20 protein-coding genes are annotated in these 26,349 nt (G+C 69.6%); 12 read left to right on the top strand and 8 right to left on the bottom strand.

Going from position 1 to position 26,349, the window contains the following annotated elements:
• Positions 1 to 173: 173 nt before the first annotated feature.
• Both LC438_RS16945 and LC438_RS16940 read right to left on the bottom strand, forming a co-directional pair.
• Positions 174 to 746 carry a hypothetical protein gene (locus tag LC438_RS16945; protein ID WP_223587268.1) on the bottom strand — a complete coding sequence of 191 codons (573 nt, stop codon included), beginning with the start codon at positions 744 to 746 and terminating at the stop codon, positions 174 to 176.
• Positions 743 to 1,285 carry a hypothetical protein gene (locus LC438_RS16940; RefSeq protein ID WP_223587267.1) on the bottom strand — a complete coding sequence of 181 codons (543 nt, stop codon included), beginning with the start codon at positions 1,283 to 1,285 and terminating at the stop codon, positions 743 to 745. The genes LC438_RS16945 and LC438_RS16940 overlap by 4 nt, the downstream gene beginning before the upstream one ends.
• Before the next feature lie 266 nt (positions 1,286 to 1,551).
• Between LC438_RS16940 and LC438_RS16935 the strand changes: the two genes are divergently transcribed.
• Positions 1,552 to 2,100: a DUF6611 family protein gene (locus tag LC438_RS16935; RefSeq protein ID WP_105673180.1), complete on the top strand. Its 549-nt coding sequence runs from the start codon at positions 1,552 to 1,554 to the stop codon at positions 2,098 to 2,100.
• A gap of 24 nt (positions 2,101 to 2,124) precedes the next feature.
• Positions 2,125 to 3,162: a DUF389 domain-containing protein gene (locus LC438_RS16930; protein WP_223587266.1), complete on the top strand. Its 1,038-nt coding sequence runs from the start codon at positions 2,125 to 2,127 to the stop codon at positions 3,160 to 3,162.
• A 12-nt stretch (positions 3,163 to 3,174) separates the two neighbouring features.
• Here LC438_RS16930 and LC438_RS16925 read toward each other — a convergent pair whose 3' ends face one another.
• Entirely contained in the window at positions 3,175 to 3,774 is a 600-nt protein-coding gene (locus LC438_RS16925) for an FMN-binding negative transcriptional regulator (protein WP_223587265.1), read from the bottom strand.
• Positions 3,774 to 4,709, bottom strand: a complete 936-nt coding sequence (locus tag LC438_RS16920; protein ID WP_105673183.1) for a DMT family transporter — start codon at positions 4,707 to 4,709, stop codon at positions 3,774 to 3,776. The genes LC438_RS16925 and LC438_RS16920 overlap by 1 nt, the downstream gene beginning before the upstream one ends.
• Here LC438_RS16920 and LC438_RS16915 point away from each other — a divergent pair.
• Together LC438_RS16915 and LC438_RS16910 are read left to right on the top strand one after the other, a co-directional pair.
• Positions 4,708 to 6,114 carry a PLP-dependent aminotransferase family protein gene (locus LC438_RS16915; protein WP_223587264.1) on the top strand — a complete coding sequence of 469 codons (1,407 nt, stop codon included), beginning with the start codon at positions 4,708 to 4,710 and terminating at the stop codon, positions 6,112 to 6,114. The genes LC438_RS16920 and LC438_RS16915 overlap by 2 nt on opposite strands.
• A gap of 19 nt (positions 6,115 to 6,133) precedes the next feature.
• Positions 6,134 to 7,312, top strand: a complete 1,179-nt coding sequence (locus LC438_RS16910) for an SLC13 family permease (RefSeq protein WP_223587263.1) — start codon at positions 6,134 to 6,136, stop codon at positions 7,310 to 7,312.
• A 135-nt stretch (positions 7,313 to 7,447) separates the two neighbouring features.
• On the opposite strand, the gene LC438_RS16905 is transcribed toward LC438_RS16910, so the two are convergent.
• Entirely contained in the window at positions 7,448 to 9,421 is a 1,974-nt protein-coding gene (locus tag LC438_RS16905) for an APC family permease (protein ID WP_223587487.1), read from the bottom strand.
• A 226-nt stretch (positions 9,422 to 9,647) separates the two neighbouring features.
• Between LC438_RS16905 and LC438_RS16900 the strand changes: the two genes are divergently transcribed.
• Positions 9,648 to 10,736: a VanZ family protein gene (locus LC438_RS16900; RefSeq protein ID WP_223587262.1), complete on the top strand. Its 1,089-nt coding sequence runs from the start codon at positions 9,648 to 9,650 to the stop codon at positions 10,734 to 10,736.
• A gap of 58 nt (positions 10,737 to 10,794) precedes the next feature.
• Positions 10,795 to 11,493: a GTP pyrophosphokinase family protein gene (locus LC438_RS16895; RefSeq protein WP_105673243.1), complete on the top strand. Its 699-nt coding sequence runs from the start codon at positions 10,795 to 10,797 to the stop codon at positions 11,491 to 11,493.
• Between the two features lie 125 nt (positions 11,494 to 11,618).
• On the opposite strand, the gene LC438_RS16890 is transcribed toward LC438_RS16895, so the two are convergent.
• Together LC438_RS16890 and LC438_RS16885 are read right to left on the bottom strand one after the other, a co-directional pair.
• Positions 11,619 to 13,469, bottom strand: a complete 1,851-nt coding sequence (locus LC438_RS16890) for a glycoside hydrolase family 2 TIM barrel-domain containing protein (protein ID WP_223587261.1) — start codon at positions 13,467 to 13,469, stop codon at positions 11,619 to 11,621.
• Between the two features lie 78 nt (positions 13,470 to 13,547).
• Positions 13,548 to 14,582, bottom strand: coding sequence for a LacI family DNA-binding transcriptional regulator (locus tag LC438_RS16885; protein WP_223587260.1), 1,035 nt, complete (start codon positions 14,580 to 14,582; stop codon positions 13,548 to 13,550).
• 163 nt (positions 14,583 to 14,745) lie between these two features.
• On the opposite strand from LC438_RS16885, the gene LC438_RS16880 reads away from it, so the two are divergent.
• The 6 genes from LC438_RS16880 to LC438_RS16855 all read left to right on the top strand — a co-directional run bounded on the left by LC438_RS16880 (position 14,746) and on the right by LC438_RS16855 (position 24,918).
• Positions 14,746 to 16,059, top strand: a complete 1,314-nt coding sequence (locus LC438_RS16880; protein ID WP_105673190.1) for a sugar ABC transporter substrate-binding protein — start codon at positions 14,746 to 14,748, stop codon at positions 16,057 to 16,059.
• A gap of 68 nt (positions 16,060 to 16,127) precedes the next feature.
• Positions 16,128 to 17,033, top strand: a complete 906-nt coding sequence (locus LC438_RS16875) for a carbohydrate ABC transporter permease (RefSeq protein WP_105673191.1) — start codon at positions 16,128 to 16,130, stop codon at positions 17,031 to 17,033.
• A gap of 6 nt (positions 17,034 to 17,039) precedes the next feature.
• Positions 17,040 to 17,891, top strand: a complete 852-nt coding sequence (locus LC438_RS16870) for a carbohydrate ABC transporter permease (protein ID WP_223587259.1) — start codon at positions 17,040 to 17,042, stop codon at positions 17,889 to 17,891.
• Positions 17,888 to 20,041, top strand: a complete 2,154-nt coding sequence (locus LC438_RS16865; RefSeq protein ID WP_223587258.1) for a glycoside hydrolase family 43 protein — start codon at positions 17,888 to 17,890, stop codon at positions 20,039 to 20,041. Before LC438_RS16870 ends, LC438_RS16865 begins: the two co-directional genes overlap by 4 nt.
• Before the next feature lie 46 nt (positions 20,042 to 20,087).
• The gene (locus LC438_RS16860; protein WP_223587257.1) at positions 20,088 to 22,472 is read left to right on the top strand and encodes a family 16 glycoside hydrolase; all 2,385 of its coding nucleotides are present in this window, start codon (positions 20,088 to 20,090) and stop codon (positions 22,470 to 22,472) included.
• A 250-nt stretch (positions 22,473 to 22,722) separates the two neighbouring features.
• Positions 22,723 to 24,918, top strand: a complete 2,196-nt coding sequence (locus tag LC438_RS16855; RefSeq protein WP_223587256.1) for an RICIN domain-containing protein — start codon at positions 22,723 to 22,725, stop codon at positions 24,916 to 24,918.
• A 149-nt stretch (positions 24,919 to 25,067) separates the two neighbouring features.
• Here the strand turns inward: LC438_RS16855 and LC438_RS16850 are convergent, their stop codons facing one another.
• Positions 25,068 to 26,306, bottom strand: a complete 1,239-nt coding sequence (locus LC438_RS16850; protein ID WP_223587255.1) for an amidohydrolase — start codon at positions 26,304 to 26,306, stop codon at positions 25,068 to 25,070.
• Positions 26,307 to 26,349: the final 43 nt, after the last annotated feature.

The following is a 26,349-nucleotide window of genomic DNA, read 5'->3' as shown; positions in this document are numbered from 1 at the left end:
GCGATGTAGATGATGTCGAGCACGAGAGTCGATCAAACTCCTGTGCGAGGGGCGCCGCCGCGATCCTCACGGTTCCCCTACGGCGTCCAGGGCGACGCATGCAGGATGCTCACGGCATCCGGTCTCCGACGCCTCCGCGAATGAACACGTCGAAACCTGCGGGCCGGGGAGGGTCACTCGGCGGGGGCGCCGCCGTACTTGCGGCATCCGCTGAATCCGCCCTCCTCCTCCGAGGTCGGGGAGATCGCTGCACGAGGCACGAGCTGGCTGGGCGACACCGATCCGGTGCAGGTGAAAACGATGAGATCGCCCGGGGCTGTCGTCTCGGGGAGGCGGGCGTGCATCGGCGTCCCGCCGTCTGCGGGGTGGATCAGCACCCGGCGGAGCACGCGGGAGCGTGGGGAGCTGAGGAGCTCCACATGCATCACGCGGGAGGCGATCGCGCCGAGTGTGCAGTCGACCGCGACGTCGACCTCGCCGTGCCATCGGCGGGGTTCGCTCCGGATCGTGACCGCCGCGATCACCGTGGTCAGGTGCTCCTCGACGCTGCGGGCGGTCTCTGATCTCGGCGCGATCAGGACGCAGGGTGTGCGGCGTTCCCGCGCCAGCTCGACGAGGGAGCGTCCGCCCACCGTGATGTCATGCGCGCCCACGGCGGTGTGCGCCGGCCACAGGGCGCTGGTGTCGCGCCGGATGTCGTTGCGCACGAGTGACGTCGCGTGCAGGATCGAGTGGGACAGGATCATCGCGCGACCGCCTCGGATTGCGCGGTTGCGGGCCCGATGCGGACATCGTGCAGGGTGACCGCACCGGTGCACGGGACGGCGACGACATCGCCTTCACGGAGGTCCGACGGCAGGTTCGCGGTCGGGTGCGGCCAGCGGGATGCGGAGCCCTCGCCGGAGAGCAACTCGATCTCCACGGATCGGCAGGTGGATGCACGGCCGATGAGCCGGCTCTCCGCCCAGTGCGCTTCGAACCCGTCGAGGGCGCAATCGGCGACGGCGATCCGCTTGCCCTCCTGCGTGTCGATGCGGAGAGTGATCGTGATGACGAGCACCGTCACGTCGGTTCCCCCTGCTGTCCGGTGGGTACCCATCAGGGAGTAAGGCAGGTCTCCCGTCAGCACCGCGGGGGCGCCGCTGACCTCGAGCAGGCGCATCAGCGAGATGCCGCCGACTGTGACGTCGGTGGTGGTCGCCTCGGTGTGCACGGGCCAGAGATGCACGGTGAGTGGAACGGGAAGGCTGCGACGCAGTGTGGGGAGGATCTCGGTGAGAGTCATGATCCCGTCTTATGCCGTGTGGCGAGGTGGCGAGAAGGCGTCACACAGAACCCATACGCGCTGCACGTCGGGCGCTCACGGGCATCGTGCGGGCGTCGATCAAGTCGGCTCCGACGACCAGGAGGTCGTGGACTGGATCGAGGCGGCGGCGAACGAAGAGTCTGAGGACCGGCCCGCGTAGCCGTTCCGCATGGAAACGGGCGGGAGCCGTTCGGGTTCCGTCTGGATCCGCGCCTCGCGGTCGCGCGCGGAGGAGTGTGGAAGGCATGTCCCTCATCCACCGTCCCCGCTTCACCACCGCACCCGTAACCGCCGCGGTGCCCGCCGCGCTCGTTCGCGCCCCGCGGTGGGGGCACCTGTCGCGGAGCGTGAGCCACTACGGCACCGTCGCCTGCGTGCTGGCCATCTATCCGCCCGACTCCTCGGATGCCGAGCGCCGGCTGGCCGAGGCGAACCGGCTGTACGCGCCGCTGTCCTTCGGCGGCAGCGTCGTCGCGTGGGTGGCCCTGTGCGCCGTCGGTGCGCCTCCGCTGCTCGCCGCGATCGCGCTCGCCGTCGTGCTCCTGCCCGTCGGCATCCTCCTCTCCCGTCGCTCCCGCGGCATCCGGAGCCGCACGATCACGCTCTCGTCGAGCAGGTCGGGGCTCGGCGACGACACGGCCGACGAGCGTGCGCGACAGCGCCGCCTCGACACCCTGGCGGAGGCACTGGAGGACGCCGCCGTCGCCTGCCGTCAGGGCGTGAGCGACCGCGCCGGATTCGACCGCGTGTGGCGGGCGGCGTATGCGCATGCGCTCGCCGTCGCGGTGCGGTGAGGCCGAGGCGAGCACAATAGGGGCATGCTCTCCGTCCGCGTCAGCGTCGCCCGCCCGCTCTCCGCACAGGTTCGCGAGAGCCTCGCGCAGGACCCCACCGTCTGCGGGCTGATCGTGGTCCCCGGCGCCGCGCTCGACGGTCACGGCGACGTGATCCTGTTCGAGATGACCAGGGAGAACGCGAACAACATCATGCGCTCGCTCCGGCACCTCGGCGTGCCGGAGGAGGGCGGCATCGTCGTGTCCGAGCCGCTGGTCGTCGTCTCCGACGCGGCCGATCGTGCGGAGAAGGTCGCGCCGGGGCATCCCGCCGACGGCGTGCTGTGGGCGCAGCTCGCGAGCCACGCCGAGGAGGATGCCCGGCCCTCGGTCTCGTTCTTCGTCTTCCTGCTGCTCGCGACGCTCATCGCCGGGGTCGGCCGGATCCTCGATCAGCCGATCCTCATCATCGGGGCGATGGTCGTCGGACCGGAGTTCGCTCCCCTCGCCGCGATCTCCTATGCGCTCGTGCGCCGTCGCCGGGGGATCGTCGCGCCGGCTCTCGGCACGCTCCTCGGCGGCTTCGCGGCGTGCGCGGCGATCGCCTGGGCCGTGTGGGCGCTCCTCTACGGACTCGGCGTGATCACGTTCGCGCAGGCGACGACGGGAACCGCGACGGAGTTCATCGTCGCCCCTGACGCCTGGTCGTTCGTGATCGCCATCCTCGCGGGGATCGCGGGGGTGCTCTCCCTGACGACGGCGAAGTCGTCGGCGCTCGTCGGCGTGTTCATCTCGATCACCACAGTGCCGGCCGTGGGCACCATCGGGCTCACCCTCGCGGTCGGCGCCTGGGACGAGGCGCGGGGCTCGGCGATCCAGCTCCTCGTCAACCTCTGCGGTCTTCTCATCGCCGGGGTCGCCACTCTCTACGTGCAGCTGCTCACCGGCCGCTGGCGGGGTCTGCGCGCCGCACGGCTGCGCAGGCGCCCGCGCCAGCGCAGCAGCGCCCGCGTGCGGATGCTCAGCATCGAGGAGGACGCCCGCCAGCCGCGCCGCGCACGGGGCGCACGCCGCGACGGGTGAGACGCCGCGCGGTCACCCCTGGATGCGCCGCATCTCCTCGGCGAGCGGGCCGTTGGTCTCATCGAACCGCCGCGTGATGCGTTCGCGCACCTCCGGCTGCTTGTTCTGGCTGAGCTTCGCCCTGGCGTCGAACCGGGTGACCCGCATGCGCAGGCCCACCGTGCCCTTGGCCGCACGGCGCGTGCCCTCCTCGTCGTCGCTCAGGCTGCGGCCGTGCGCCCTGTGCTGCTCGAAGTGGTCGGTGAGGCGGGAGAGCATCGCGTAGTTCTCCTCCTCGTCCAGGATCACGGGCGTGCCGTAGAGATGCGCGGTCACGTGGTTCCAGGTGGGCACCAGGTCTCCCGGTTCGTACAAGCTCGGCGAGACGTAGTCGTGCGGTCCCTGGATGATCACGAGAACCTCGTGCGCACCGAGCTCGTGCAGCTGCTCGTCGGGTCGGCCGAAGTGACTGGCGATCACGATGCCGCTCTCGTCTTCGTCGAGCAGCACGGGGTAGTGCGATGCGACGAGGCCGGTGGATGCCGGCGACACGAACGTCGCCCACGGATTGCCGCGGATGAGCCGCTTGACCTCCTCCTGGTCGGTCATCAGGTAGCGGGGCGTGTGGCGCATCAGGACTCCTCGGTCGATCGGGTGGGGGTGAGCCGGGTGCGCACGGCCAGGGCGGCGCACGCGATCACAGCCAGGCCGCCGAGCACGGTCGCCCAGCCGATCCGCTCGTGCAACAGGAGCGCCGCCCAGAGGATCGTGATCACGGGCTGGGCCAGCTGCACCTGGCTGACCTGCGCCATCGGGCCGATCGCGAGGCCGCGGTACCAGGCGAAGAAGCCGAGGAACATGCTCACGACGGCGAGGTAGGCGAAGGCCAGCCACTCGACGGGCGTGGCACTCGGAGGGTCGGCGGCGACGGAGACCGCGGTGAGCGCGATCATCAGCGGTGCGGCGAGCACGAGCGCCCACGAGACCGTCTGCCATGAGCCGAGCTCGCGTGCGAGCAGGCCGCCCTCCGCGTATCCGATCGCCGCGGCGAGCACGGCGCAGAACAGCAGCAGGTCCGACCACTGCAGCCCGCCGAAACCGCCGTTCTGCAGCGACGCGAAGGCGACGGCGGCGGCCGCGCCCAGGACGGCGAAGACCCAGAAGGATGTCGCGGGTCGCTCCTTCGTGCGCAGCACGACCATGGCGGCGGTCGCCGCGGGGAGCAGGCCGATCACGACAGCGCTGTGTCCGGCGGGGGCGGTCGTCAGCGCGAACGAGGTGAGCAGCGGGAAGCCGGCGACGACGCCGCCGGCGACGACGGCCAGGCGCGCCCACTGCGAACCGGTCGGCGGATGCTGTCGGGTCGCCGCCAGCGCGATCGCCGCGAGGCCGGCGGCGACGACCGCGCGTCCGGCGCCGATGAAGAGAGGGGAGAGGCCGCCCACGGCGATGCGGGTGAACGGGACCGTGAACGAGAACGCGAGGATGCCGAGGAGACCCCACCAGAGGCCGGCGCGCGAGGATAGCGCCTTCGGCTTATCGAGGATAACGCTACTCTGATCTTTCATGAGTCAGGATAGCACCGACCGAATCGTCGCCGGATTGCGCGGATGGATCACCGCTGCCCCTCCGGGGGCCCGGGTGCCGTCGAACCGAGCGTTGACCGCCGAGTACGGCGCGAGCCCCGTGACGGTGCAGAAGGCGATGCGCCGGCTCGTGGGCCTGGGGCTCGTCGAGTCGCGGCCAGGCGTCGGCACGTTCGTGCGCGCCGTGCGCGCGGCCCGGTCGGTCGACTACGGCTGGCAGACCGGAGCCCTCGGCGCTCCTCCGAACCGCACGTCGGCGCTCGCATCGGCGCAGCGCGTCGCCGCCCCCGACGCGATCGGACTGCATGCGGGGTATCCCGCGGTCGACCTGCTCCCCGAGCGTCTGGTGCGTCAGGCGCTCGCGCGCGTCTCCCGCACCGAGATCGCGATGACCAGGGCGCCGGCGGCGGGCGTCCCGGATCTGCAGGCGTGGTTCGCCGGGGAGCTCGCGGCATCCGCCCCTGCCGGCGTCACCCCGGCGACGGCGCGGGATGCGCTGATCATCTCCGGCAGCCAGAGCGGACTGAGCTCGATCTTCCGTGCGGTGGTCGGACCGGGCCGGCCGCTGCTGATCGAGTCGCCCTCCTACTGGGGCGCCATGCTCGCGGCGGAGCAGGCCGGGGTCGTGCTGGTGCCGATCCCCTCGGGGCCGGCGGGGCCCGATCCGGATGCCGTGGAGCGGGCGTTCGCGCAGACCGGAGCCCGCGCGTTCTACGCGCAGCCGACGTTCGCGAACCCGACCGGCGCGCAGTGGCCGGCGGAGACCGCGCACGCGGTGCTGGAGAGCGTGCGGAGACACGGCGCCTTCCTCATCGAAGACGACTGGGCGCACGATCTCGGCATCGACGCGGAGCCGCGTCCGCTCGCCGCGCTCGACGACGACGGACACGTCGTGTACCTGCGATCGCTCACGAAGAGCGTGTCGCCGGCGCTCCGCGTCGCGGCGGTGATCGCGCGAGGACCGGCCAGGGAGCGCATCCTGGGCGACCGTGCCGCGGGATCGATGTACGTCAGCGGACTGCTCCAGGTCGCCGCGCTCGAGGTCGTGACGCAGCCGGGCTGGCGCACGCACCTCCGCGGCCTCCGCGAGCAGCTGCGCTCGCGGCGCGACCTGATGCTCTCGTGCCTCGCCGAGCACGCCCCGCTCGCGACCGTGGAGACCGTGCCCGTCGGCGGTCTGAACCTCTGGGTGCGACTGCCCGAGGGGTCCGACGTGGGGCAGATCACCCGCGAGTGCGAGCTCCGCGGACTGGTCGTCGCCCCCGGCGCCGAGTGGTTCCCCGCCGAGCCGTCCGGGCCCTTCGTGCGGCTCAACTACGCGAGCGCCGATCCCGCCCGTTTCGCCGAGGCGGCCGGCATCCTGGGCGGCGTTCTCGAGGCGCGCTGAGGAGGTCTACACTCGCGGGGTGGGCACACCGACTCGACGGATCAGCGCGGGGACGGTGATCATCCTCGCGCTCGTCGCCGTCGCGGCGGTCTGCGTGCTCACGGGGCTCCTCCCGACGCACGACGCCGAGGTGCTCGGACTGCGCATCGCGCCGGTCATGGGCTTCGTCATCGCGATCACGGTCGTCGCCGAGCTCGCCAGGGATGCCGCCGTGTTCGACGTGCTCTCCCAGCATCTCGCCCGCTGGGGTCGAGGGCGGGTGATCGGCCTGTGGGCCGCCGTCGTGGCGCTCGCCGTCGTGAGCACGGTGTTCCTGTCGCTCGACACCACCGCCGTGATCGTCACCCCGGTCGTGGTGGTCCTGGCGCAGAGCATCGGGGTGAGCCCGCTGCCGTTCGCCCTCGCCACGGTGTGGCTGGCGAACACGGCATCCCTCGCGCTCCCCGTCTCGAACCTCACCAACCTCCTCGCCGCGCAGCGCATGGGCGGCGATCCGGGGGCGTTCCTCGCGCTCAGCTGGGCGCCCACGCTCGTCGGCATCGCGATCCCGGTCGCGATCCTCACCGTCGCGCATCACCGCACGCTGTTCGCCGCCTACCGTGTGCCCACGGGCGGTGCGCCCTCCGACCGCATCCTGTTCTGGAGCGCCACCGGGGTGCTGATCGTGCTCATGCCGCTGCTGGCCGTCATGACGGAGGTCTGGATCCCCGCGACGGCTGCGGCGTGCGCCCTCGTCGTGCTCTTCGCCGTCCGCCGGAGGCACGTGCTGCGTCTGTCGCTCATCCCGTGGCGTGCGCTCGGCCTGGCCGGTGCGCTGTTCGTGCTGGTGGAGACCGCGCACGCGCAGGGCGTCCTGGGGTTCCTCGACGCGCTCGCGTCGTCGGGCGACGGTCCCGGCCAGCTCCTGGGGCTCGCGGCGGCGGGGGCCGTGGCGGCGAACGGCGTGAACAACCTCCCGGCCTACCTGATCCTCGAACCCTCCGCGCACGGACCCGTCGCGCTCATGGCCCTGCTGATCGGCGTGAACCTCGGGCCGCTCATCACCCCGTGGGCGTCACTGGCCACCCTGCTGTGGCATCACCGGGTCGTCTCCCTCGGCGTCGACATCCGCTGGGGCCGCTTCATGCTCTGGGGTGCAGCGGTGGCCGTGCCGACCGTGGTCGTCGCGGCGCTGGTGCTCAGCCTCGTCTCGGGCTGAGCCACTCCTCGCATGCGACGGCCGCCGCATCTGCGGTGACCAGTTAGCTGAACACCTCCGTCTCCGTGACCAGTTAACTGAACAGTTCCGCGTTTGCATCCGGGAGATCGGCTATTCCATGGAGCGCCCGCGCGGTCAGGCCTCGTTCGCGCCCTTCTTCGCCGTCGGGTCCTCCGACGGCGGCCCCTCGGGGCGGTGGGCGCGTCGTCCGTTCACGACCACGGGGCGACCGGCGCGCTCCTGGCCCGGCAGCGGACGCGAACGGCGGCCGTAGATGAGCTCCGACGAGTCGAGCAGCCACGGCACGAGCGTGATGGAGACGCCGTGGATCAGCATCAGCTGGTTGGCGATGCGCCGCGACCGGCGGTTGTGCAGGAACGTCTCCCACCAGTGGCCGACGATGTACTGCGGCAGGTAGACCGTCACGACCGACGATCCGTGCTTCGCCCGGTACTTCTTGATGAAGCCGGCGATGGGCTGCGCGAAGGAGCGGTACGGCGACTCCACGATCACGAGCGGGATCGGCATCAGGTGATCCTCCCACTCCTTCTGGAGCGCGGCGGCCTCCTCGGCGGAGACGGCGACGTGGATCGCCATCGTCTTGCCGTGCTTGGCGGCGATCGCGTAGTCGACGGCCTTCACGACGGGCTTCTGCAGCTTGCTGACGAGGACGAGCGCGACGTCTCCCGTGGCGCCGAACTTCGTGATGTCGTCGATCGCGATCTCGTGCTCGACGTCGCGGTAGTACCGCTTCACGCCCAGCATCAGGAACGCCAGGACCGGGATCGCGATGAACACGAGGTACGCGCCGTGCGTGAACTTGGTGATCGTCACGATCACGAGCACGAAGACCGTCAGCGTCGCGCCGATCGTGTTGATGACGAGGCCGACCTTCGCGCCCTGGCGATCGGATGCCGAGACGCTGCCGTCCGTCTGCCGCAGCAGCCGTTTCCAGTGCCGCACCATGCCGATCTGCCCCAGCGAGAACGACACGAAGACGCCGATGATGTACAGCTGGATGAGGGTCGTCAGCTTCGCCTGGAACACCACCAGCACGATGATCGCGGCGATGCCGAGCACGATCATGCCGTTCGAGAACACGAGGCGGTCGCCGCGGGTGTTCAGCGACTTGGGCGCGTAGCCGTCGCGGGCGAGCACGGCGCCCAGCAGGGGGAAGCCGTTGAACGCGGTGTTGGCCGCGAGCAGCAGCACGCAGGCGGTCGCCGCCTGCACGATGAAGAACGGGATGCTGCCGCCCCCGAAGGTCGCGGCGGCGATCTGCGCCATCACGCTGGGCTGCGGCTTCGAGCAGTCGAAGCCGATCAGGTCGCAGGGGTTCTCGGCGTAGTGGACGCTCGTGATGAGCCCCATGGCGGTGAGACCGGCGAACAGCAGGGCGGCGATGGAGCCCATCATCACCAGGGTCGTCTGGGCGTTGCGGATCTTCGGGGCGCGGAACGCCTGCACGCCGTTGGACACGGCCTCGACGCCGGTGAGGGCGGAGCATCCGCTCGAGAAGGCGCGCAGGATGAGCAGGATGATGGCGGCATCCGCGAGGTGCTCGCCCTGGATCTGATACGCGGCGCTGTCGGCCACGGGGGCATCGCCGAGGAAGGTGCGGATGAGGCCGGTGACGATCATGACGCCGACCGAGCCGATGAACAGATACGTCGGGATCGCGAACACCGTGGACGCCTCGCGCACGCCGCGCAGGTTCACGATGACGATGAGGACGACGAAGCCCACCGCGAGCTCCACCCGGAGCGGGTCGAGCTCGGGAACCGCGGAGATGATGTTGTCGACTCCGGAGGCGATCGACACAGAGACGGTGAGGATGTAGTCGACCAGGAGGGCGGCCGCGACGATCACCCCGGGGATCTCGCCGAGGTTCTTCGACGCGACCTCGTAGTCGCCGCCGCCGGACGGGTACGCCTTGATGAGCTGGCGGTAGCTCAGCACGACCACGATCAGCAGGACGACGACGGCTGCGGCGACCCATGGCGCGAAGGTGAGGAACGCCAGCCCGCCGAGCGCGAGCGTCAGCAGCATCTCCTGCGGACCGTACGCGACCGAGCTCAACGCGTCGGACGCGAAGATCGGCAGCGCCATGCGCTTGGGGAGCAGTTGGTTGTCGGCCTGCTCGCTCGTCAGCGGGTCTCCGATGAGGATCCGCTTGGCGATCTGCGGTGCGTCCGGATTCTCCCGGGATTCGTCTGACACGTCGGGCGAGCCTACGCCACTCCCCGTGATCCTCACGACATCCTCACGGAATCCCTACGCCCCGCGTGCGCTGCCCTAACGGAATCCTTACGGGGGCGACATAGACTGGGATCCCGTGGGGGATCAAGTGTTTCTGGGGTTCATCGCGATCGCGATCGGAGTGGGATTCGGCATCCTGCTCTTCGTGCCGTTCGTGGCGATCAGCTACCGCCGCCGTGGGAGCCTGAGCTTCGGCCGCACCCTGCTCTGGCTCGCCGCCCTCGTCTACTTCTGGGCGATCTGGACCTACACGCTGCTGCCGCTGCCCGACCCCGAGGCGATCCGCTGCGTCGGCATGATCACCGACCCGATGGAGGTCGTGCGCGACGTGCAGAAGGCGCTCGCCGCGCCGGGCAACCCGCTGCGCCACCCCGCGCTGCTGCAGCTCGTCTTCAACGTGCTGCTGTTCGTGCCGCTCGGGGTCTTCCTGCGGGTGCTCGGCGCCCGCGGCATCCCCACCGCCCTCGCTGTCGGGTTCGGTCTCTCGCTCCTCATCGAGACCACGCAGCTGACCGGCGTCTGGGGCCTGTACCCCTGCGCCTACCGGTTCTTCGACGTCGGCGACCTGATGACCAACACGACGGGCGCGGTGCTCGGCTCGGTGTTCGCGCTCGTGGTGCCTCGTTCGCTGCGCGGCGTGCGCGCTCGTGCGGATGCCGGTGAGCCGCGCCCCGTGACGCGCGGACGTCGCGCGATCGCGATGCTCTGCGACGCCCTCGCCTACGGCTTCGTGATGTACGGCGTCGCGGTGGTCACGCAGCTGTGGTTCGAGTACGTCCTGCACGATCGGCAGACCGTCCTCGACGGACGCCTCGCCGAGGTGATGGGCATCTCGGCGGCATCAGGGCTGTGGCTGCTCATCATCCTGATCAGCGGGCGGTCGGTGGGCGACCTGGCGGTGCAGCTGCGCTACGCCGGGTCGCGGATGCCGGCGGCGCTGACCCGTCCGCTGCGCTGGGCCGCGGGCATCGGCGGCATCGGGGCCCTGCCCCTGCTCGGCGACGCCTTCGACGGGATCTCGTCCCTCCTCATCCTCGCGTCCGTCGTGCTGCTGTTCACGACGCGTCTCGGCCGTGGCCTCCCCGGCCTCATCACCGGTCAGGAGCTCGTCGACGCGAGAGGCGATGTCGAGGCGGCCGCGGAGTCGCGCACCGCCGGCGCCTGAGCGTCGTTCATCGACGATGCACAGGGATTTCCGATCACGAGTGCGTAGCGTCGTGAGCATGAGCACGGTTTCCGTCGACGAGAGCGCGATCACCGAGGCGAAAGAGCTCAGGGATCAGTTCCAGCGCTTCCTCCGCGAGTACGAGTTCGGCATGCGCGAGGTCGAGACGAAGATCTCGATCCTGCGCGACGAGTTCACCCACGATCACGCGTACAACCCCATCGAGCACGTGAAGAGCCGTGTGAAGTCGCCGGACAGCATCGTGGAGAAGATCGCGCGCAAGGGCATCGAGGAGCCCGACTTCGACCGCATCCGCGAGGAGATCACCGACATCGCCGGTGTCCGCGTGACCTGCAGCTTCATCGCCGACGTCTACCGGCTGTTCGATCTGCTCACCGCGCAGGACGACATCACCGTGCGGATCGTGAAGGACTACATCAAGAACCCCAAGCCCAACGGGTACAAGAGCCTGCACGCCATCCTCGAGGTGCCGGTGTTCCTCTCCACGGGGGCGCTGTCGGTGCCGGTCGAGGTGCAGTTCCGCACGATAGCGATGGACTTCTGGGCCAGCCTCGAGCACAAGATCTACTACAAGTTCTCGAATCAGGTGCCCTCGCACCTCGTCGACAGCCTGACGGATGCTGCGGATGCCGCGGCCGAACTCGACAGCCGCATGGAGCGCCTGCACCGCGAGGCGCACGGGGTGCCGCGGCGTCAGCTGGCGCCCCCGCCCCCTCCGCGCATCATCGGCGTCTGACCCGGCATCCGCCTACCGCCGCATCCGAAATTCGGACGATCACCCGATTTTCGGACGATTCGCGCGGAATCGTCCGAAAAAGCGACATGCGTCCGAAGTTCGGAAGCCGGGAGCGCGGGGCGGGGCTAGGCGTGGAAGACGGGGGATGCGGCGGGCAGCTCGGCGCCGCCGGTGATCATCCGCCGAAGTCGATCGACGGGGATCTTCGGCACGCGGTTCTCGTCGGTGAGTCCGTTGGTCTCCTGCGCCGTGTCGGTCAGTTGCGTGTAGCACCATCCGGCCAGCGGGGCGCAGTCCCGGACCGCGGAGAACAGCGTGGAGAGATGCGTCTCCAGGGCCTCGTCCGAGGCGACGGTCCGGTAGCCCCAGGTGCCGTCGGTGGCGCGGTCGACGCTCACGCCGCCGAACTCGCTGAGCAGCACGGGCCGTCCGGCGGTGTCGGATGACTCCTCCGGCGTGCCCACGAGCATGCGCCGGCCGTTCGGGGCGATGCCGTCGAGGGTCTGCCGCACGGCATCGGATGTGCCGTAGCGCGCCCGCAGCACCGCAGAGTCGTTCTCGTAGTCGTGCACGGTGAACAGGTCGGAGCGGGTGTGCTCCCACCCGTCGTTCGACACGACCAGACGGGAGCCGTCGAGCGTCTTCGTCAGGTGGTAGAGCGTGCGGGCCAGTTCGCGCTCCTCGGAGACCTGTGCGATCCGGTCGACTCCCCAGCTCTCGTTGAGCGGCACCCACACGACGATGCTGGGGTGCGACGAGTCCCGCCGAACCACGGCCGTCCACTCGCTCACCAGCCGCTCGACCGCGAGCGCGGAGAACTCGTACACGCTCGGCATCTCAGCCCACACGAGAAGACCCAGGCGATCGGTCCAGTAGAGGAAGCGCGGGTCCTCGATCTTCTGGTGCACGCGCACCGAGGTGAACCCGAGGTCCTTGATGAGCTGCGCCTCGTGCCGCAGGGCGTCGGCGTCCGGGGCCGCGAGATGCGACTGCGGCCAGTAGCCCTGGGAGAGCACCGCGCGCACGGCGACCGGCCGGTCGTTGACGAGCACCCGGCCGCCGTCGGTCCCCACCGAGCGGATGCCGAGGTACGAGCCGATCCGGTCGGAATCGCCGTGCGGCGGCAGCAGCTCCACCGCCGCGTCGAGCAGCAGTGGATGCTCGGGGGTCCAGAGCCAGGCATCCCGTGCCTGGCCGTTGCGCAGCGCGGGGAGGGAGAGCGTGAGCGTCTGGCGGGGTCCGGTGAGCTCCGTCACCTGTGCCGCGGCCACCTCCTCTCCGCGGGTGATGCGCACCGAGAGTCGGGTTCCCGGCGACGGGTGGCCGTCGAGCTCGACCGAGAGGCGCACGACGGCGGCATCCGGATCGGTGCTCCAGGTGAGCCTGCGCACGTGACGGGCGGGCACCGACTCCAGCCACACGGGCTGCCAGATGCCGCTGGTGCGGTCGTACCAGACAACGTGGCGCCGCTCCTCCCAGTCCTGCTTGCCCCGGGGCTGCGCGAGGTCCAGGGGATCGTCCTCTGCGCGCACGACGAGGTCGAAGCCGTCTGCCGCGCTCTCCGGCACCACCACCGTGAACGGCGTGTGGCCCCCCTCATGCGCTCCGACGTGGGTGCCGTCGATCCAGACGTCGGCCCGGTGGTCCACCGCGCCGAAGTGCAGCAGCAGCGTGCGGCCTCCCCCGTGACCGGCCTCGGCCACCTCGGCCGCGGCGACGGTGCGTCGGTACCAGAGCACGCGATGGAACCCGGTGTCGCCGATGCCCGACGCGGGCGACTCCGGGGGGAACGGCACGATGATCTCCCCGGCGATCTCCGCCGGATCCTGTGCCCACCCCTCCGCGATCCCGCGGTCGTCCGGGTCGACGGCGAACCGCCAGGGGCCGGAGAGATCGGCCCATGAGGCGCGGACGAGCTGCGGGCGGGGGTACCGGCCGTCTTGGCTGCTGGCCGACGCGAGGCTTTCCTGTGGCATGGCAGGAAGCATATCCAAAACTTGCAGCGCTAGAAAGATGCAATCCGGTGATGGATGCCGATGCCTCGGCGCGATGCCTCAGCGAGGCAGTCGAGCCACAGTGCCGCGGTCGGCGATCGTGTACGGCGCGAGGAGGTGGCGCCCGATGCCGTCGTAGCCGTTCATGCGGTCCTCGAGCAGATCGAGCGCCGACGCCGCGATCGCGCGCTTGTCCGGCGACACGGATGACAGGGCCGGCGTCGCGTACCTGGCCAACGACGTGTCGTCCCAGCCGAGCACCGAGACGTCCTCCGGGACGCGCAGTCCGGCGCTGCTCAGCGCCCTCATCGCGGCCAGTCCGAAGAGGTCGTCGCGGCAGAGGACGGCCTCGGGGGCGACGCCCCTGTCGAGCGCGGCGGTCAGGGCGCGCACGCCGTCGTCGATTGCGAAGCCGTCGCTCTCGATCACGAGCGCAGGATCGAGCGGGATGCCGGCGCCGATCAACGCCTCCTGATACCCGAGCAGTCGCAGGTGCGTCGACTCCGCGATCTCCGTGCGCACCGAGGCGAGGAAGGCGATCCGGCGCCGCCCTGTCGCGAGCAGCAGCTCGGTGGCCTCTCGGGCCGCACGCACGTTGTCGATCATGACGTGGTCGGCGGTGAGCGGGCGCGCGGCCTCGCCGAGCAGCACGAGCGGGGTGTCGGGGCGCAGGCGCGCGATCTCGAGGGTGTCGATGCGGGCGGGGTGGAAGATCACCCCGTCGACCAGTCCCTCCTCGCGGTCGCGGATGACGGCGCGTTCGGCCTCGACGTCGTTCAGCGTCTGCTCCACGATGATCCGGTAGCCGCGGCGGCCGGCCTCCTCGCCGACGCAGCGGGCGATCTCGGCGAAGTACGGCTGATCCATCTCCGGGATCGCGAGCGCGAGCATCCCGGTGCGGCCCGTCGCCAGGCGTCGCGCGGTGAGGTTGGGGCGGTACCCGAGTTCGTCGATCGCCGCCTGCACCCGCTCGCGCATCCGGTCCGACACGTGCTCGTAGTCGTGGACGACGTTCGACACGGTCTTCATCGAGACGCCGGCGAGGGTCGCCACGTCCTGCAATCGCACCCGTCCGCCGGACCTGCCTGTCGCCATTCCGCCATCTTAGGGCCGAACGCGAGGAAGAATCCTTTGACATTTACAGCGCTATACATTAGCGTCCCGAACAGAGCAGTTCCCGCCGGTCCTCCCAGGCCGGATACCCGCAGCGCCGCGGTCGAGGGAGACCGGCGGCTCCTCACACATTCAGGAGAGGCAGATGAGAACACGCACCGCAGCAGTCGCTCTGGTCGCGGCCACCGCCCTGGTTCTGGCCGGATGCTCCGGCGGGGGCTCGGGAGAGCAGTCCGGCGACCGCACGGTCACCTTCATGGGGTGGGGGTCCCCGCAGGAGGTCGACGTCTTCAAGGACATGATCGCGCAGTACGAGAAGAAGTACCCGGGGGTGAAGGTCGACTACATCAGCGTGCCCGCGGCCGACTTCCAGACCAAGCTCCAGACCATGATCGCCGCCAAGAAGACGCCGGACGTCTTCTACATGGTGGGCGAGAACCTGCAGCCGCTCGTGAAGAACGGCGTGATCGCCGATCTCAGCGACTACGTCGCCGACAACGAGATCTTCGACGCCGACAACGTGTGGAAGAACGCGATCGACCTCTGGAAGTTCGACGGCACGACGCCGGGGCAGGGGGCGATCTACGCGCTGCCCAAGGACATCGGCCCCTTCGCCCTCGCCTACAACAAGGATCTCTTCGCGGCGGCCGGCATCCCCGATCCCGACCCCGAGGTCCCCTGGACCTGGGACGAATTCGTCGCCAACGCCAAGAAGCTGACCTCAGGGGAGGGCGCGGACAAGACCTACGGCACCGCCCCGTACTCTCTCGAGTCCGCGGTGTGGTCGAACGACGCCGACTGGCTGAACGCGGATCACACGAAGGTCTCCGTGACCGACCCGAAGTTCGTCGAGGCCCTGCAGTGGGTCGCCGACCTCTCCCTTAAAGAGGGAGTGGCGCCGAGCTCGGAGGAGGAGAGCTCGCTGGGGAGCTTCCAGCGGTTCATCGACGGCAAGATCGGCATGATGGGCATCGGCCCGTGGAGCCAGGGGCAGTTCTGGGACGAGGTGACGTTCGACTGGGACCTCATGCCGTGGCCGGTCCCGACGCCCACCTCGTCGGAGGCGACCTGGTACGGCGGTGTCGGCTTCGCGGTGTCGAAGGCGAGCAAGAACCCCACCGACGCCGAGAACCTCGCCGCGTTCCTCGCCTTCAACGAAGACGCGCAGCGCACGAACATGGAGAAGGGTCAGGCGGTCCCCAACCTCATCGACATGACGAACGACGAGTACCTGACGATGGACAAGCCGCCGGCCAACAAGCAGCAGTTCATCCGCATCATCGAGGAGGTCGGCCACCGACCCACTCAGACCTTCACCTACAACGGCGACTGGTGGAACGTGTTCTCGTCGAACGTGGCGAGCGTCTATCGGGGCGAGGTGACCGCCGCCGAGTACACGAAGTCGGTGGAGGCGGAGATGCAGACCGCGCTCGACGACGCGATCGCGACGGCGAAGTAGCACCAGACGGACAGGGTCGTCCGGGCCGTGCACCGGCCCGGACGACCCCTCACGAGAGAGGCCCGCCCATGACGGCACCCAGGAGAGCGCCCAGACAGGCGCGCCATGAGCGCACCTGGAGCGTCGTCTTCGTCGCGCCGATCACCCTGCAGCTGCTGCTGTTCTTCGTCGTCCCCGTCTCGGTCGCCGTCTACGCCGGCTTCACCGACTGGAACGTGCTGAGCGGCGAGCAGCACTTCGTCGGAGTCGACAACTTCACGGCGTTCCTCTCCGACCGCAAGTTCTGGATCGCCTCGGGCAACACCCTCTTCATGCTGCTGCCGATCCCGTTCTACCTCGCGTTCGGGCTGTTCTTCGCGATCGCCAGCCACCGCCGCACCCCTGGCAACAAGATCTTCCGGGTGCTCTACTTCCTGCCCTACGTGTCGTCGATCGTCGCGCTCGTGGTGATGTGGAAGTGGCTCTTCAACTACCAGTTCGGTCCCATCAACCAGGGGCTCAGCGACTGGTTCGGCATCCGCGGGCCCGACTGGCTGGGAGACCCCGCCTGGATCAAGGTCACGATCGTGATCATGATCGTCTGGAAGATGATCGGCATCACGTCGATCTACTACCTCGCCGCCCTCAACAACATCCCCGACAGCTACTACGAGGCCGCGCGGCTCGACGGGGCATCCGGCATCCGGACGTTCTTCTCGATCACCCTGCCGATGCTCTCCCCCGTGACCTTCTTCCTGATCGTGGTCGGCATCGTCGGCTCGCTGCAGACCTTCGTCGAGGTGCAGCTGTTCACCAAGAACGGCGGGCCGAACTACAGCGCGGCCACCATCACCTACTACATCTGGGAGAAGGCCTTCGCCTCGAACCAGATGGGCTACGCCTCGGCCGTCGCGGTGTTCTTCGCGCTCGTCATCCTCGTCATCACACTGATCCAGTTCCGGGTGTCCCGGCGCTGGGTGCACACGGAGGACTGAACCGACATGGCCACCCTGCGAACCCTCACGGCGCGACGTCGCGCGACGACCGTCGTCTTCTTCGTGCTCGTCCTGCTCGGGGCGCTCACCATGGTGCTGCCGTTCCTGTGGATGGTGTCGACCTCGCTCAAGGAATCGAAGATGGTCTTCGAGTTCCCGCCGCAGTGGATCCCCGACCCGTTCGACTTCTCGCACTACGTCGACGTGTGGAACGTGGTGCCGCTCGCCTCGGGCCTGCTGAACAGCGCCATCGTCACGCTGCTCGTCGTGGCGATCGGCACCTTCTCGACCACCATGGCGGCGTTCGCGTTCGCCAAGCTGAACTTCCCGCTCAAGGGACTGCTGTTCACCCTGCTGCTGGCGACCATGATGGTGCCGGTCATCGTCACGCTCATCCCGCAGTTCCTCGTCTACGCGGAGGTCGGCTGGATCGACACCCTGCTGCCGCTCATCGTGCCGGGCACCCTCGGCAACGTGCTCATGCTGTTCTTCCTGCGGCAGTACATGAGGGGACTCTCCAACGAGCTGCTCGACGCCGCCAAGCTCGACGGAGCGGGGTACTTCCGCATCTACTGGAGCGTCTTCCTCCCGCTGTGCCGACCGGCGATCGCCGCCAACGTGATCATCGTCTTCATGGCGACCTGGAACGACTACCTCGGTCCGCTCATCTTCACCAACTCGCCCGACAAGTCGACCGTGCAGCTCGTGGTCGCCTCGCTCACCGGCTACTACGCCGAACAGACCGACTTCCCGATGGTGATGGCGGCGTCCGTCATCGCCGTGCTCCCCGTGGTCGTGCTGTTCAGCCTCATGCAGCGGCACTTCGTCGACTCGTTCGCGATCAGCGGGATCAAGTGACCGTGGCCGTCTACGAGAACCCGATCGCCCGCGACGGCGACTACGCCGACCCCTTCGTGCTCCGCCATGACGGTCGCTACTACCTCTACTCGACGACCCCGCAGGTGGACTGCTGGAGCTCCGACGACCTCCTGCACTGGACGCCGGACGGGCCGGCGATCGCGCCGGACGTCTTCCCCGGGCTGGTCCCGTTCGCGCCGGAGGTGGTCTACGCCGACGGGGAGTTCCACATGTACACCTCGCCGTCCGGTCAAGGACACCACGTGCTGCGGAGCGAGAGCCCCACCGGTCCGTTCGTCGACGTGAGCGGGAACGTCGGGCACGCGATCGACGGCAACGTGCTCATCGACGATGACGGTCGCCGGTACTTCTACTGGGCGGGCGACGAGGGCATCTGGGGGTGCGAGATGCCCTCGCCGACCGAGTTCGGGGAGCCCGTGCTCACCGGCATCCACATGAACGGCTGGACCGAGGGTCCCTTCGTGGCGAAGCGCGACGGCAGGTACCACATGACGCTCACGGGCAACCACTACCTGAGCCTCGGCTACCGGATCGATGCGGCGTCGAGCGATCATCCGCTCACCGGATGGAGTCCTGGGCTGCTGAATCCGCTGGTGGTCAGCACCGACGCGGAGTACACCGGGCTCGGGCACAGCTGCAGCGTCGTCGGCCCCGACCTGGTGTCGACGTACCTCGTGTTCCACAACATGAACCCCGACCTGACCCGGCATCTGAACATCGACCGTCAGGTGTGGGGCGGCGGCCGGCTGCTCGTGCTGGGGCCGTCGCGCGAAGCCCCCGTCCCCGCGGAGCCGACCCACCGCTGCGCCTGGAACGACGGCGACGCCGCGTCCTGGGAGGTCGAGGGAGGGATGCTGGCCCCCGATCATCGCTCCGCCGTGCTGACCGGCGCGCTGGACGCCGCTGCGCTCTGGCGCATCGGGGCCGTGCCCACGCTCACCGCCGAGGTGTCGCTGACGGCGCTCGATGCCGCCGAGCACGGAGTGATGCTCGAGACGGAGGACGGCCGTCGGATCGTGGTCGGGATCGATCGGGACGCGCATCGCGTGCACGCGATCGACGGCGGGGAGCCGGCAGGGAATGCACCGCTCCCGCCAGGCTTCGCGCACGCCGCGCTGCACACGTGGAGGATCGTCGCCGACCACGACCGCATAGAGGTCTTCCTCGACGGACGGCGTCAGCCGCTGGAGCTTGCGCCGCTCGGCGCCCCCGCCCTCGTCGGCGTGCATGCGCGGGGCGGCGGCGTGCGCATCGGCCACGTCGCCCTCACCGACACCACTCCCGATGAGTCCGATCGCCGGGCCGTCGTCCCGGTGCCGGGGAGGCTCTGGGCCGCGCTCACGCCCGACGCCCCGTCGACGCAGGGCGAGAGCCTCGCGCTCGCCGCAGGGGAGTCCGCCGGCTACCGCCTGCACGCCGCGCGTGGGGACACGTTCTCCCTGCAGCTCGCGGGGGTGTTCTCCGCCGGAGACGTCATCGGGGTGGATGCCGGAGGGGAGAGCACCCGCATCCTGGTGAGTCACGACGGTCACGTCGTGACGGCGGAGATCCGCCTCACGCACGGGGAGAACCCGCTGCGGATCTCCGCCGTGGCAGGCGGGCCGGTCATCGAGCTGATCACGGTCTCGCCCGGACTCGGCGATGGTGACGCGGGCCCGGTCGACGGCGCGCTCTCGGGCTACGGCAAGGCCCTCCTCGATCCGACCCCGCGCGCGGACGTCGACATCGAGGCGGCGCTCGCGTTCACGGCGACCGAGAGCGGCGGACACGGAGACCTCCTGGTGAGGGCGAGCGCCTTCTCCGAGGGGGGAGAGGGCGCAGACACCCGACTCGGCGTGAACTTCCTGCTCGGGTACTCCGTGCAGCTGCACGTCGACCGGGTGGTGCTGGCCCGGCACGACTACGACGAGCGCATCCTCGCCTCCGCGGCGGCGGACATCGAGTCCGAGGCGCCGCACCGTGTCGTCGTGAGGCTGCACGGAGAGCGCATCGCCGTCGAACTCGACGGCGTGCCGATCATCGACGTCGCGGACGTCCTCCCTCACGCCGCGGGCGCCACCGGCATCCGCGCGGCGGGCGGAGATCTCCGCGTGGAAGGGCTCGTGGTGCGCGGGATCGCGCACACCTAGACCGGGACGGCGAACGTCCGTCTCGACGAAGAGAAGGAGCAGCGTCATGCAGAGATCATCCACGGGGCGGCGACGACCCTCCCGTCTGACGGCCGTCCTCGCGGCGGCGGTGCTGGGGGCGGCGGGCCTGGTGGCCCTCCCCACGGCGGCTTCGGCCTCACCGGGTTCGGTGGTCGCAGCGCCGTCGTCGCCGAGCGGCGCGGAGAACAACGACTACCCGCGCATCATCCGACTGGGCGCCAGCGCGGACCAGAGCCGGCGGGGCGACCTGCTGGTGATGTACAGCGTCAACGACACCGGCGTGCGCACCCACTCCGTCGTCAAGCGGAGCACCGACGGCGGCCAGACCTGGTCGACGCTGAGCACCCTCTACTCGCCGACCGCCGGGTGGGGCATCTACTTCGGATCGATGTACGAGCTGCCGCAGGCGGCCGGAGGTCTGCCCGCCGGCACGATCATCGCCGCGGGCAACGCCTGGGACAACGTGAACTGGTCGAATCAGGAGGTGCAGACCTTCATCAGCACCGACTACGGAGCCACCTGGACCCGCCGCGGCAACTGCGTGACGAAGTCGGGGGCGCCCAACCAGGTGTCCACGGGCCTGTGGGAGCCGGAGATCGTGCTGAACGCCAACGGCGACCTCGCCTGCCATTTCTCCGATGAGCGTCTGCGCTCCTCCGGCTACAGCCAGAAGCTCGTGATGACGACGTCGTCCGACGGCGGCGCGACCTGGGGCAGCCAGACGGACGTCGTCGCGGTGGGGGACAGCAGCTCGCGCCCCGGCATGCCGATCGTGCGGAAGCTGCCCAACGGCACCTACGCGCTGGGCTACGAGCTGTGCCGCGACTCGGTGGGCAACGCCGACCAGACCTGTCGCGTCTACCTGAAGACCTCGCCGGACGGAGCCTCGTGGGGGTCGGCGACCGATCTCGGCACCCTCGTGCAGACGGTGGACGGCCGTCAGCTGCTGCACACCCCCGCACTCGCGTGGAGTCCGGCCGGAGGTCCGAACGGCACCCTCATCATGTCCGGCCAGCGAGTCGTCACGGGGGCGGACGGTCCGACGACGGTCGTCAAGCCCGAGTCGGGACGCGTGGTGTTCACCAACACCAACCTCGGCGTCGGCGCCTGGCAGGCCGTATCAGCGCCGATGACGATCGACCCCACCGGCGACTACAACAACGGACCGGGCAAGCACTGCGCCAACTACAGCCCGAGCATCGTGCCGACGGCATCCGGGTCGGCGATCATGATGGTCTCCCCCAAGTTCGTCGCCGGGTCCACGACGAGGTGCGACGTGCGGTTCGGCACCGGCCCGGTGGGCGCTCTTCCCCTCTATGCGCCGTTCGACTCCGGCAACGATATGGGCTGGTCCACGTACGGCGGCGCCTGGTCGGTGAGCGGCGGGATCTACTCCCAGGCCGGAGCCTCCAGCGGACCGAAGTCCCTGGTGGGCTCGACGGGATGGACCGACGTGACGCTCGACACCGACATCCGCCTCGACACCACCGGTCAGGCCGGCGTGCTGCTGCGCACTCGCGCGCCGGCGGTCGGAGCTGACGCGCACGCGGGGTACTACGTCGGCGTCGAGACCAACGGCACGATCTTCATCGGCAAGCAGAACAACAACTGGACCTCACTTGCCCTGCAGAACGTGACCGGCGGCGTGAGCGCCGGCACCTGGTACCACCTCACGGCGAGCATCGTCGGCTGCACGATCACCGCCACGATCAAGCCCGACAACGGCACGGCATCCACCACGGCGACCGCGACCGACGCCGGATGCTTCGCCTCGGGTCAGGCGGGCGTGCGCACGCACCTGAGCTCGGCGTCGTTCCGCAACCTCCAGGTCACCCAGGCCGGTGCGTCGACGGCAGCCGCCTACGCCGACTCGTGGGCATCCGGCGCCTCGACGGGGTGGACGGGGTACGGCGGCAGCTGGTCGACGATCGCCGGCGGCATCGAACGTCAGTCGGCATCCGCGACCGACGGTCCGAAGTTCGCTTCTCCGATCGCCGGTGACGCGTACACCGTGTCGTCCGACGTGCGACTCACGTCGCTGACCGCGCCGAGCGGAAACGCCGGCGTGCTCGCGCGGACGACCTCTCCCGGAGTCGGCCCCGATGCGTACACGGGCTACTTCGCCGGCGTCGACGGCAGCACCGGACGGCTGTCGCTCGGCAAGGCGAACGGGTCGTGGACGCCGCTCGCCGACACCGGGGTGCCGGGCGGCGTGCAGGTGAACTCCTGGTACCGGGTCACGCTCCGCACCTCGGGCTGCACGATCACCGCGACGGGGCAGCGAACCTCGTCGTGGGACCAGGCCAGGGTGTCGGTGACGGATCTGTCGTGCGCGACCGGTGGAACCGCCGGAGTCCGCGCGATGCTCGCCGCGGCCGACTTCAGGGAGTTCCTGGTCTCGAAGGGCTGACGACAGGCATCCGCTCTTCGGGTGATCCCCCGTTTCTCGGACGATCCGCGCAGGATCGTCCGAGAAACGGGCATCCGTCCGATAAACGCACGGATGCCGGACGGATGCCGCGCTCTCACAAGTGCCGTCACGGCGGGTGTTCGAGAAACTGTTTGCGCTTAGCCATTCTCAAACATTGACACAGTCCAAAAACAGCGAGAAGATCGCGCTCTCAGTGGTAACGCAAACATTCAACGGAGAGTGGGACACGATGGCGTGGACAAGACGACTTTCACTGATCGCAGCCGCGGGTGCGAGCATTCTGCTGGCGGGCCTCGCGTCCGTGCCGGCGGGCGCGGCCGTGACCGGGACGTACACGGTGACGGTGGGCAGCACCGGCACCTGGACGAAGCCGGATGACACCCCGGCCGCGAGCTACATCGACAAGGACGGCACCTACTACTTCCAGCAGGCGCACGCCCTCTACGGTGCGACACAGGAGCGGCGATGGTCGTTCTACTCCGGCACGAACATGGACACCGCGACCCTGTCGAGCGCGCTGACCGACTCGGTGAATCCGACGAACGCGAACGACTCGAACAAGGACACCACCTGGCGCTGCAACAACAGCCCCACCGGACTCGTGTCCTCCTACGCGCCGAGCACGACCACGTACTCCCAGCGCAACTTCTGCGACCTCGCCGGAGTCTGGGTCGATCCGGACTCGGGCGACTGGTACGGCCTCGTGCACAACGAGTTCACGCCGCAGCCCTACGGCGACGGCATCCACTTCGACGGCATCGATCTCGCGGTGTCCAGGGATCAGGGCAAGACCTGGACCATCAGCGACCGGATCATCACCTCGCCGTTCGGAACCACACGCGGCAGCACCACCGACTTCCCGCAGCAGACCTACCACTACGGAGACGGCGACCCCCGGCTCGTCGTGGATGCCGCGTCCGGCTACTTCTACGTCTTCTACGGCTCGCGGATCGTGAACAAGAACGGCAGCTGGGCGGCGTTCCATGCGCACGTCGCCCGCGCCCCCATCTCCGGAAAGATGGCCCCGAGCAGCTGGCAGAAGTGGTACGACGGCCAGTGGTCGCAGCCGGGCATCGGCGGCAAGGAGAGCAACATGGTGCCGGTGACGACCTCGAACGCCAACGGGTACACGCCCGTCGGCGCCGAGTACTCGCCGTCGACCCCCGGCACGGTGGCTCAGCAGGTCGCCGCGGGCACGACTCCGCCGACATCTCCTCTCTTCGTGATGGACGTGGCCTGGAACGCCTACCTCGGCCTCTGGATCGGCGAGCCGCAGGCCGTCGATCAGAGCGGCAACGCCCCGCAGCAGATCTACGCGACCGACGACCTGTCCTCGCAGAAGTGGACCCTGATCGGAGACACCGGGGCGTATCACACGGCATCCTGGTACCGCTGGTTCCTCGATCCGGTCAGCAAGACCAGCTCGGCCATCGTCGGCAAGGACTTCCGGATGTACTGCTCGTTCGGATGCTCCGGCGGCAAGTCGGGTGAGTACGTCAACGTCTCGCTCGGCGGCACGGTCGCGACCCCCGTCGACACGACGAAGACCTACCGCATCGGCTCGGGAGGACGGATGCTGGTGCAGTCGACCGCCGACACAAGCGTGACCTCCGCGACGGCTGACAACGGCCGGGCGACCTGGAGGTTCTCGCCGACGGGAGACGGGGCGTTCACCGTCGCGAACGACGCCACGGGCGCTCTGCTCGGGGTGTCGTCGCAGTCGTCGGCCGGACGCGCCTGGGGCGCCCCGCTCACGGCCGTGGCCGCGGCATCCCCGTCTGCGGGTCAGCAGTGGTGGGTGGTGCAGAACCGCTCGGCCACGACGAACGCACCGGACGGCACCGTCCGCCTGGTCAACCGCTACAGCGGACTCGTCATCTCGGTGTCCGCCACGACCGGACGCCTCGCCGAGACCACCCCGGTCCGCAGCTGGACCGCCGCCGGAACCGCGGTCGGAGGCACCCGCAGCGCCGCAGAGCAGACGCTCTCCCTGACCCCGGTCGCGTCGACGGGAGTGCTCGACGGCATCCGCACCATCAGTTCGGGTGGGAAGTCGATCGACAACCCCAACCACAGCACCACGGCCGGAACGCAGCTGGTGATCTGGACGAGCAACACGGGAGCGAACCAGAAGTGGCAGTTCACCCGGCAGGCCGACGGCTCGTACGAGGTGAAGAACGTCGAGTCGGGGATGTGCGCCGACGTCGACGGAGGGTCGGTCGCCGCGGGGGCCAAGATCATCCAGTGGACCTGCAGCGGCGGGACGAACCAGCGCTGGACCGCAGCCGCCCAGTCCGACGGCACGTACACGCTCACGTCGGTGAAGAGCGGGCTCCTGCTCACCGCGACGGCGTCGACGAACGGCACGGGGCTGACGCAGCAGGCCGTATCGGCGAGCGCCGTGCAGAAGTGGCAGATCCAGTAGCCGGATGACGCGGATGCGCCCCGGGCTCTCGGAGCCCGGGGCGCTTCGTCCGTGGTTCACAACTCCTCACGAATCGAGTGCGCTCGCGCTGGACCCGGCTCTGCGGGCCCGATCTCGCGGATCCTTGAGGAGTGGTGAACCGAGACCGTTCAGCCCAGGAACTCGCGCGCCGCCGTCGACAGGGCGGTGACGCCGACCTCGATGGTCGGGTGGATCTCGGGGGCGAAGTAGGGCGAGTGATTGGTCGGGATGTCCTCGGCCACACGTCCGGCGGCGTTCGCCGCGGCGAACTTCGCCGGGTCGGCGCCACCCCAGAACCAGAACACCAGCGGGACTCCGGCATCCCTCGCGAACCACGAGACGTCCTCGCTGCCGGTGAACATGCCGGGGTCGATGACCGACGCCTCGCCGAGCACCCGCTGCAGCGCGGCGGTCACACGCGCCGTGGCCTCCTCGTCGTTGATCGTGGCGGGCAGCGTGTGGTCGGTGCGGATCTCCGGCTCGCGCTCGGCGCCGGATGCCGCGGCCTCGGCGCGCACGATGCGCTCCACGCTGGCGAGCACCTTCTCCCGCGCGTCCTCGTCCGGGTAGCGCAGGCTGAGCTCGAGCTTCGCCTCTGCGGGGATGATGTTGTTCTTCAGGCCGGCGTGGATCGAGCCGACCGTCACGACCGCGACGCCCTGGGGGTCGATCTCGCGCGAGGTGATGGTCTGCAGCCGCATGACGGTCGCGGCCGCCATGACGACGGGGTCGATCGTCGCGTGCGGGCGGGAGCCGTGGCCTCCGCGTCCGTGCAGGGTCACGGTGAGGCCGTCGGATGCCGCCATCTGGGTGCCGCCGCGCACGCCGATGATCCCGGCGGGGAGCGGGGTGACGTGCTGTCCGAGCACGATGTCGGGCTTCGGGTAGCGGTCGAGGATGCCGGCGTCCAGCATGGCGCGCGCCCCTGCTCCGTACTCCTCGGCGGGCTGGATGAGCACGACGACGGTGCCGCTCCAGTCGGCGCGCTCCGCGACGAGCTTCTCGACCGCGCCGATCATGGCCGTCACGTGCATGTCGTGGCCGCACGCGTGCATGACGGGGACGGTCGTGCCCGCGGGGTCGACGCCCTTCGCCGTGCTCGCGTACGCCAGTCCGGTCTGCTCCTCGACGGGCAGGGCGTCCATGTCGGCCCGGATCCAGACGACGGGGCCGTCTCCGGACTCCCCTGAGCCTGACGAAGGGTTGCGCAGCACGCCGACGACGCCCGTGACGCCGACGCCCTCCTCGACTTCGAGCCCGAGATCTCGAAGGTGCTGCGCCGCGATGCCGGCGGTGCGGGTCTCCTGGAACGACAGCTCAGGATGCTGGTGCAGGTCGATGTAGAGCGCTTCGAGGTCGATCGTCATGGCCCGAGCCTACCGGCGGGTCGGGGGCGCTCGAGGGCGCCCG

The sequence above is a fragment of the Microbacterium sp. OVT16B genome (assembly GCF_019969705.1).
GTDB classification, from domain to species: Bacteria; Actinomycetota; Actinomycetes; order Actinomycetales; family Microbacteriaceae; genus Microbacterium; species Microbacterium natoriense.
Note: the sequence above shows the minus strand (reverse complement) of the source record. Positions and strands in the feature narration are given on the sequence as shown.

Excerpts from the sequence above, each read along its gene's own strand:
- LC438_RS16930 (WP_223587266.1), top strand. The coding sequence starts at position 2,125 with ATGCTCTCCGTCCGCGTCAGCGTCGCCCGCCCGCTCTCCGCACAGGTT.
- LC438_RS16945 (WP_223587268.1), bottom strand. The coding sequence starts at position 746 with ATGATCCTGTCCCACTCGATCCTGCACGCGACGTCACTCGTGCGCAAC.
- LC438_RS16860 (WP_223587257.1), top strand. The coding sequence starts at position 20,088 with ATGCAGAGATCATCCACGGGGCGGCGACGACCCTCCCGTCTGACGGCC.
- LC438_RS16890 (WP_223587261.1), bottom strand. The coding sequence starts at position 13,469 with ATGCCACAGGAAAGCCTCGCGTCGGCCAGCAGCCAAGACGGCCGGTAC.
- LC438_RS16850 (WP_223587255.1), bottom strand. The coding sequence starts at position 26,306 with ATGACGATCGACCTCGAAGCGCTCTACATCGACCTGCACCAGCATCCT.
- LC438_RS16880 (WP_105673190.1), top strand. The coding sequence starts at position 14,746 with ATGAGAACACGCACCGCAGCAGTCGCTCTGGTCGCGGCCACCGCCCTG.
- LC438_RS16925 (WP_223587265.1), bottom strand. The coding sequence starts at position 3,774 with ATGCGCCACACGCCCCGCTACCTGATGACCGACCAGGAGGAGGTCAAG.
- LC438_RS16915 (WP_223587264.1), top strand. The coding sequence starts at position 4,708 with ATGAGTCAGGATAGCACCGACCGAATCGTCGCCGGATTGCGCGGATGG.
- LC438_RS16920 (WP_105673183.1), bottom strand. The coding sequence starts at position 4,709 with ATGAAAGATCAGAGTAGCGTTATCCTCGATAAGCCGAAGGCGCTATCC.
- LC438_RS16905 (WP_223587487.1), bottom strand. The coding sequence starts at position 9,421 with ATGGCGCTGCCGATCTTCGCGTCCGACGCGTTGAGCTCGGTCGCGTAC.
- LC438_RS16885 (WP_223587260.1), bottom strand. The coding sequence starts at position 14,582 with ATGGCGACAGGCAGGTCCGGCGGACGGGTGCGATTGCAGGACGTGGCG.
- LC438_RS16855 (WP_223587256.1), top strand. The coding sequence starts at position 22,723 with ATGGCGTGGACAAGACGACTTTCACTGATCGCAGCCGCGGGTGCGAGC.
- LC438_RS16940 (WP_223587267.1), bottom strand. The coding sequence starts at position 1,285 with ATGACTCTCACCGAGATCCTCCCCACACTGCGTCGCAGCCTTCCCGTT.
- LC438_RS16895 (WP_105673243.1), top strand. The coding sequence starts at position 10,795 with ATGAGCACGGTTTCCGTCGACGAGAGCGCGATCACCGAGGCGAAAGAG.
- LC438_RS16875 (WP_105673191.1), top strand. The coding sequence starts at position 16,128 with ATGACGGCACCCAGGAGAGCGCCCAGACAGGCGCGCCATGAGCGCACC.
- LC438_RS16870 (WP_223587259.1), top strand. The coding sequence starts at position 17,040 with ATGGCCACCCTGCGAACCCTCACGGCGCGACGTCGCGCGACGACCGTC.
- LC438_RS16935 (WP_105673180.1), top strand. The coding sequence starts at position 1,552 with ATGTCCCTCATCCACCGTCCCCGCTTCACCACCGCACCCGTAACCGCC.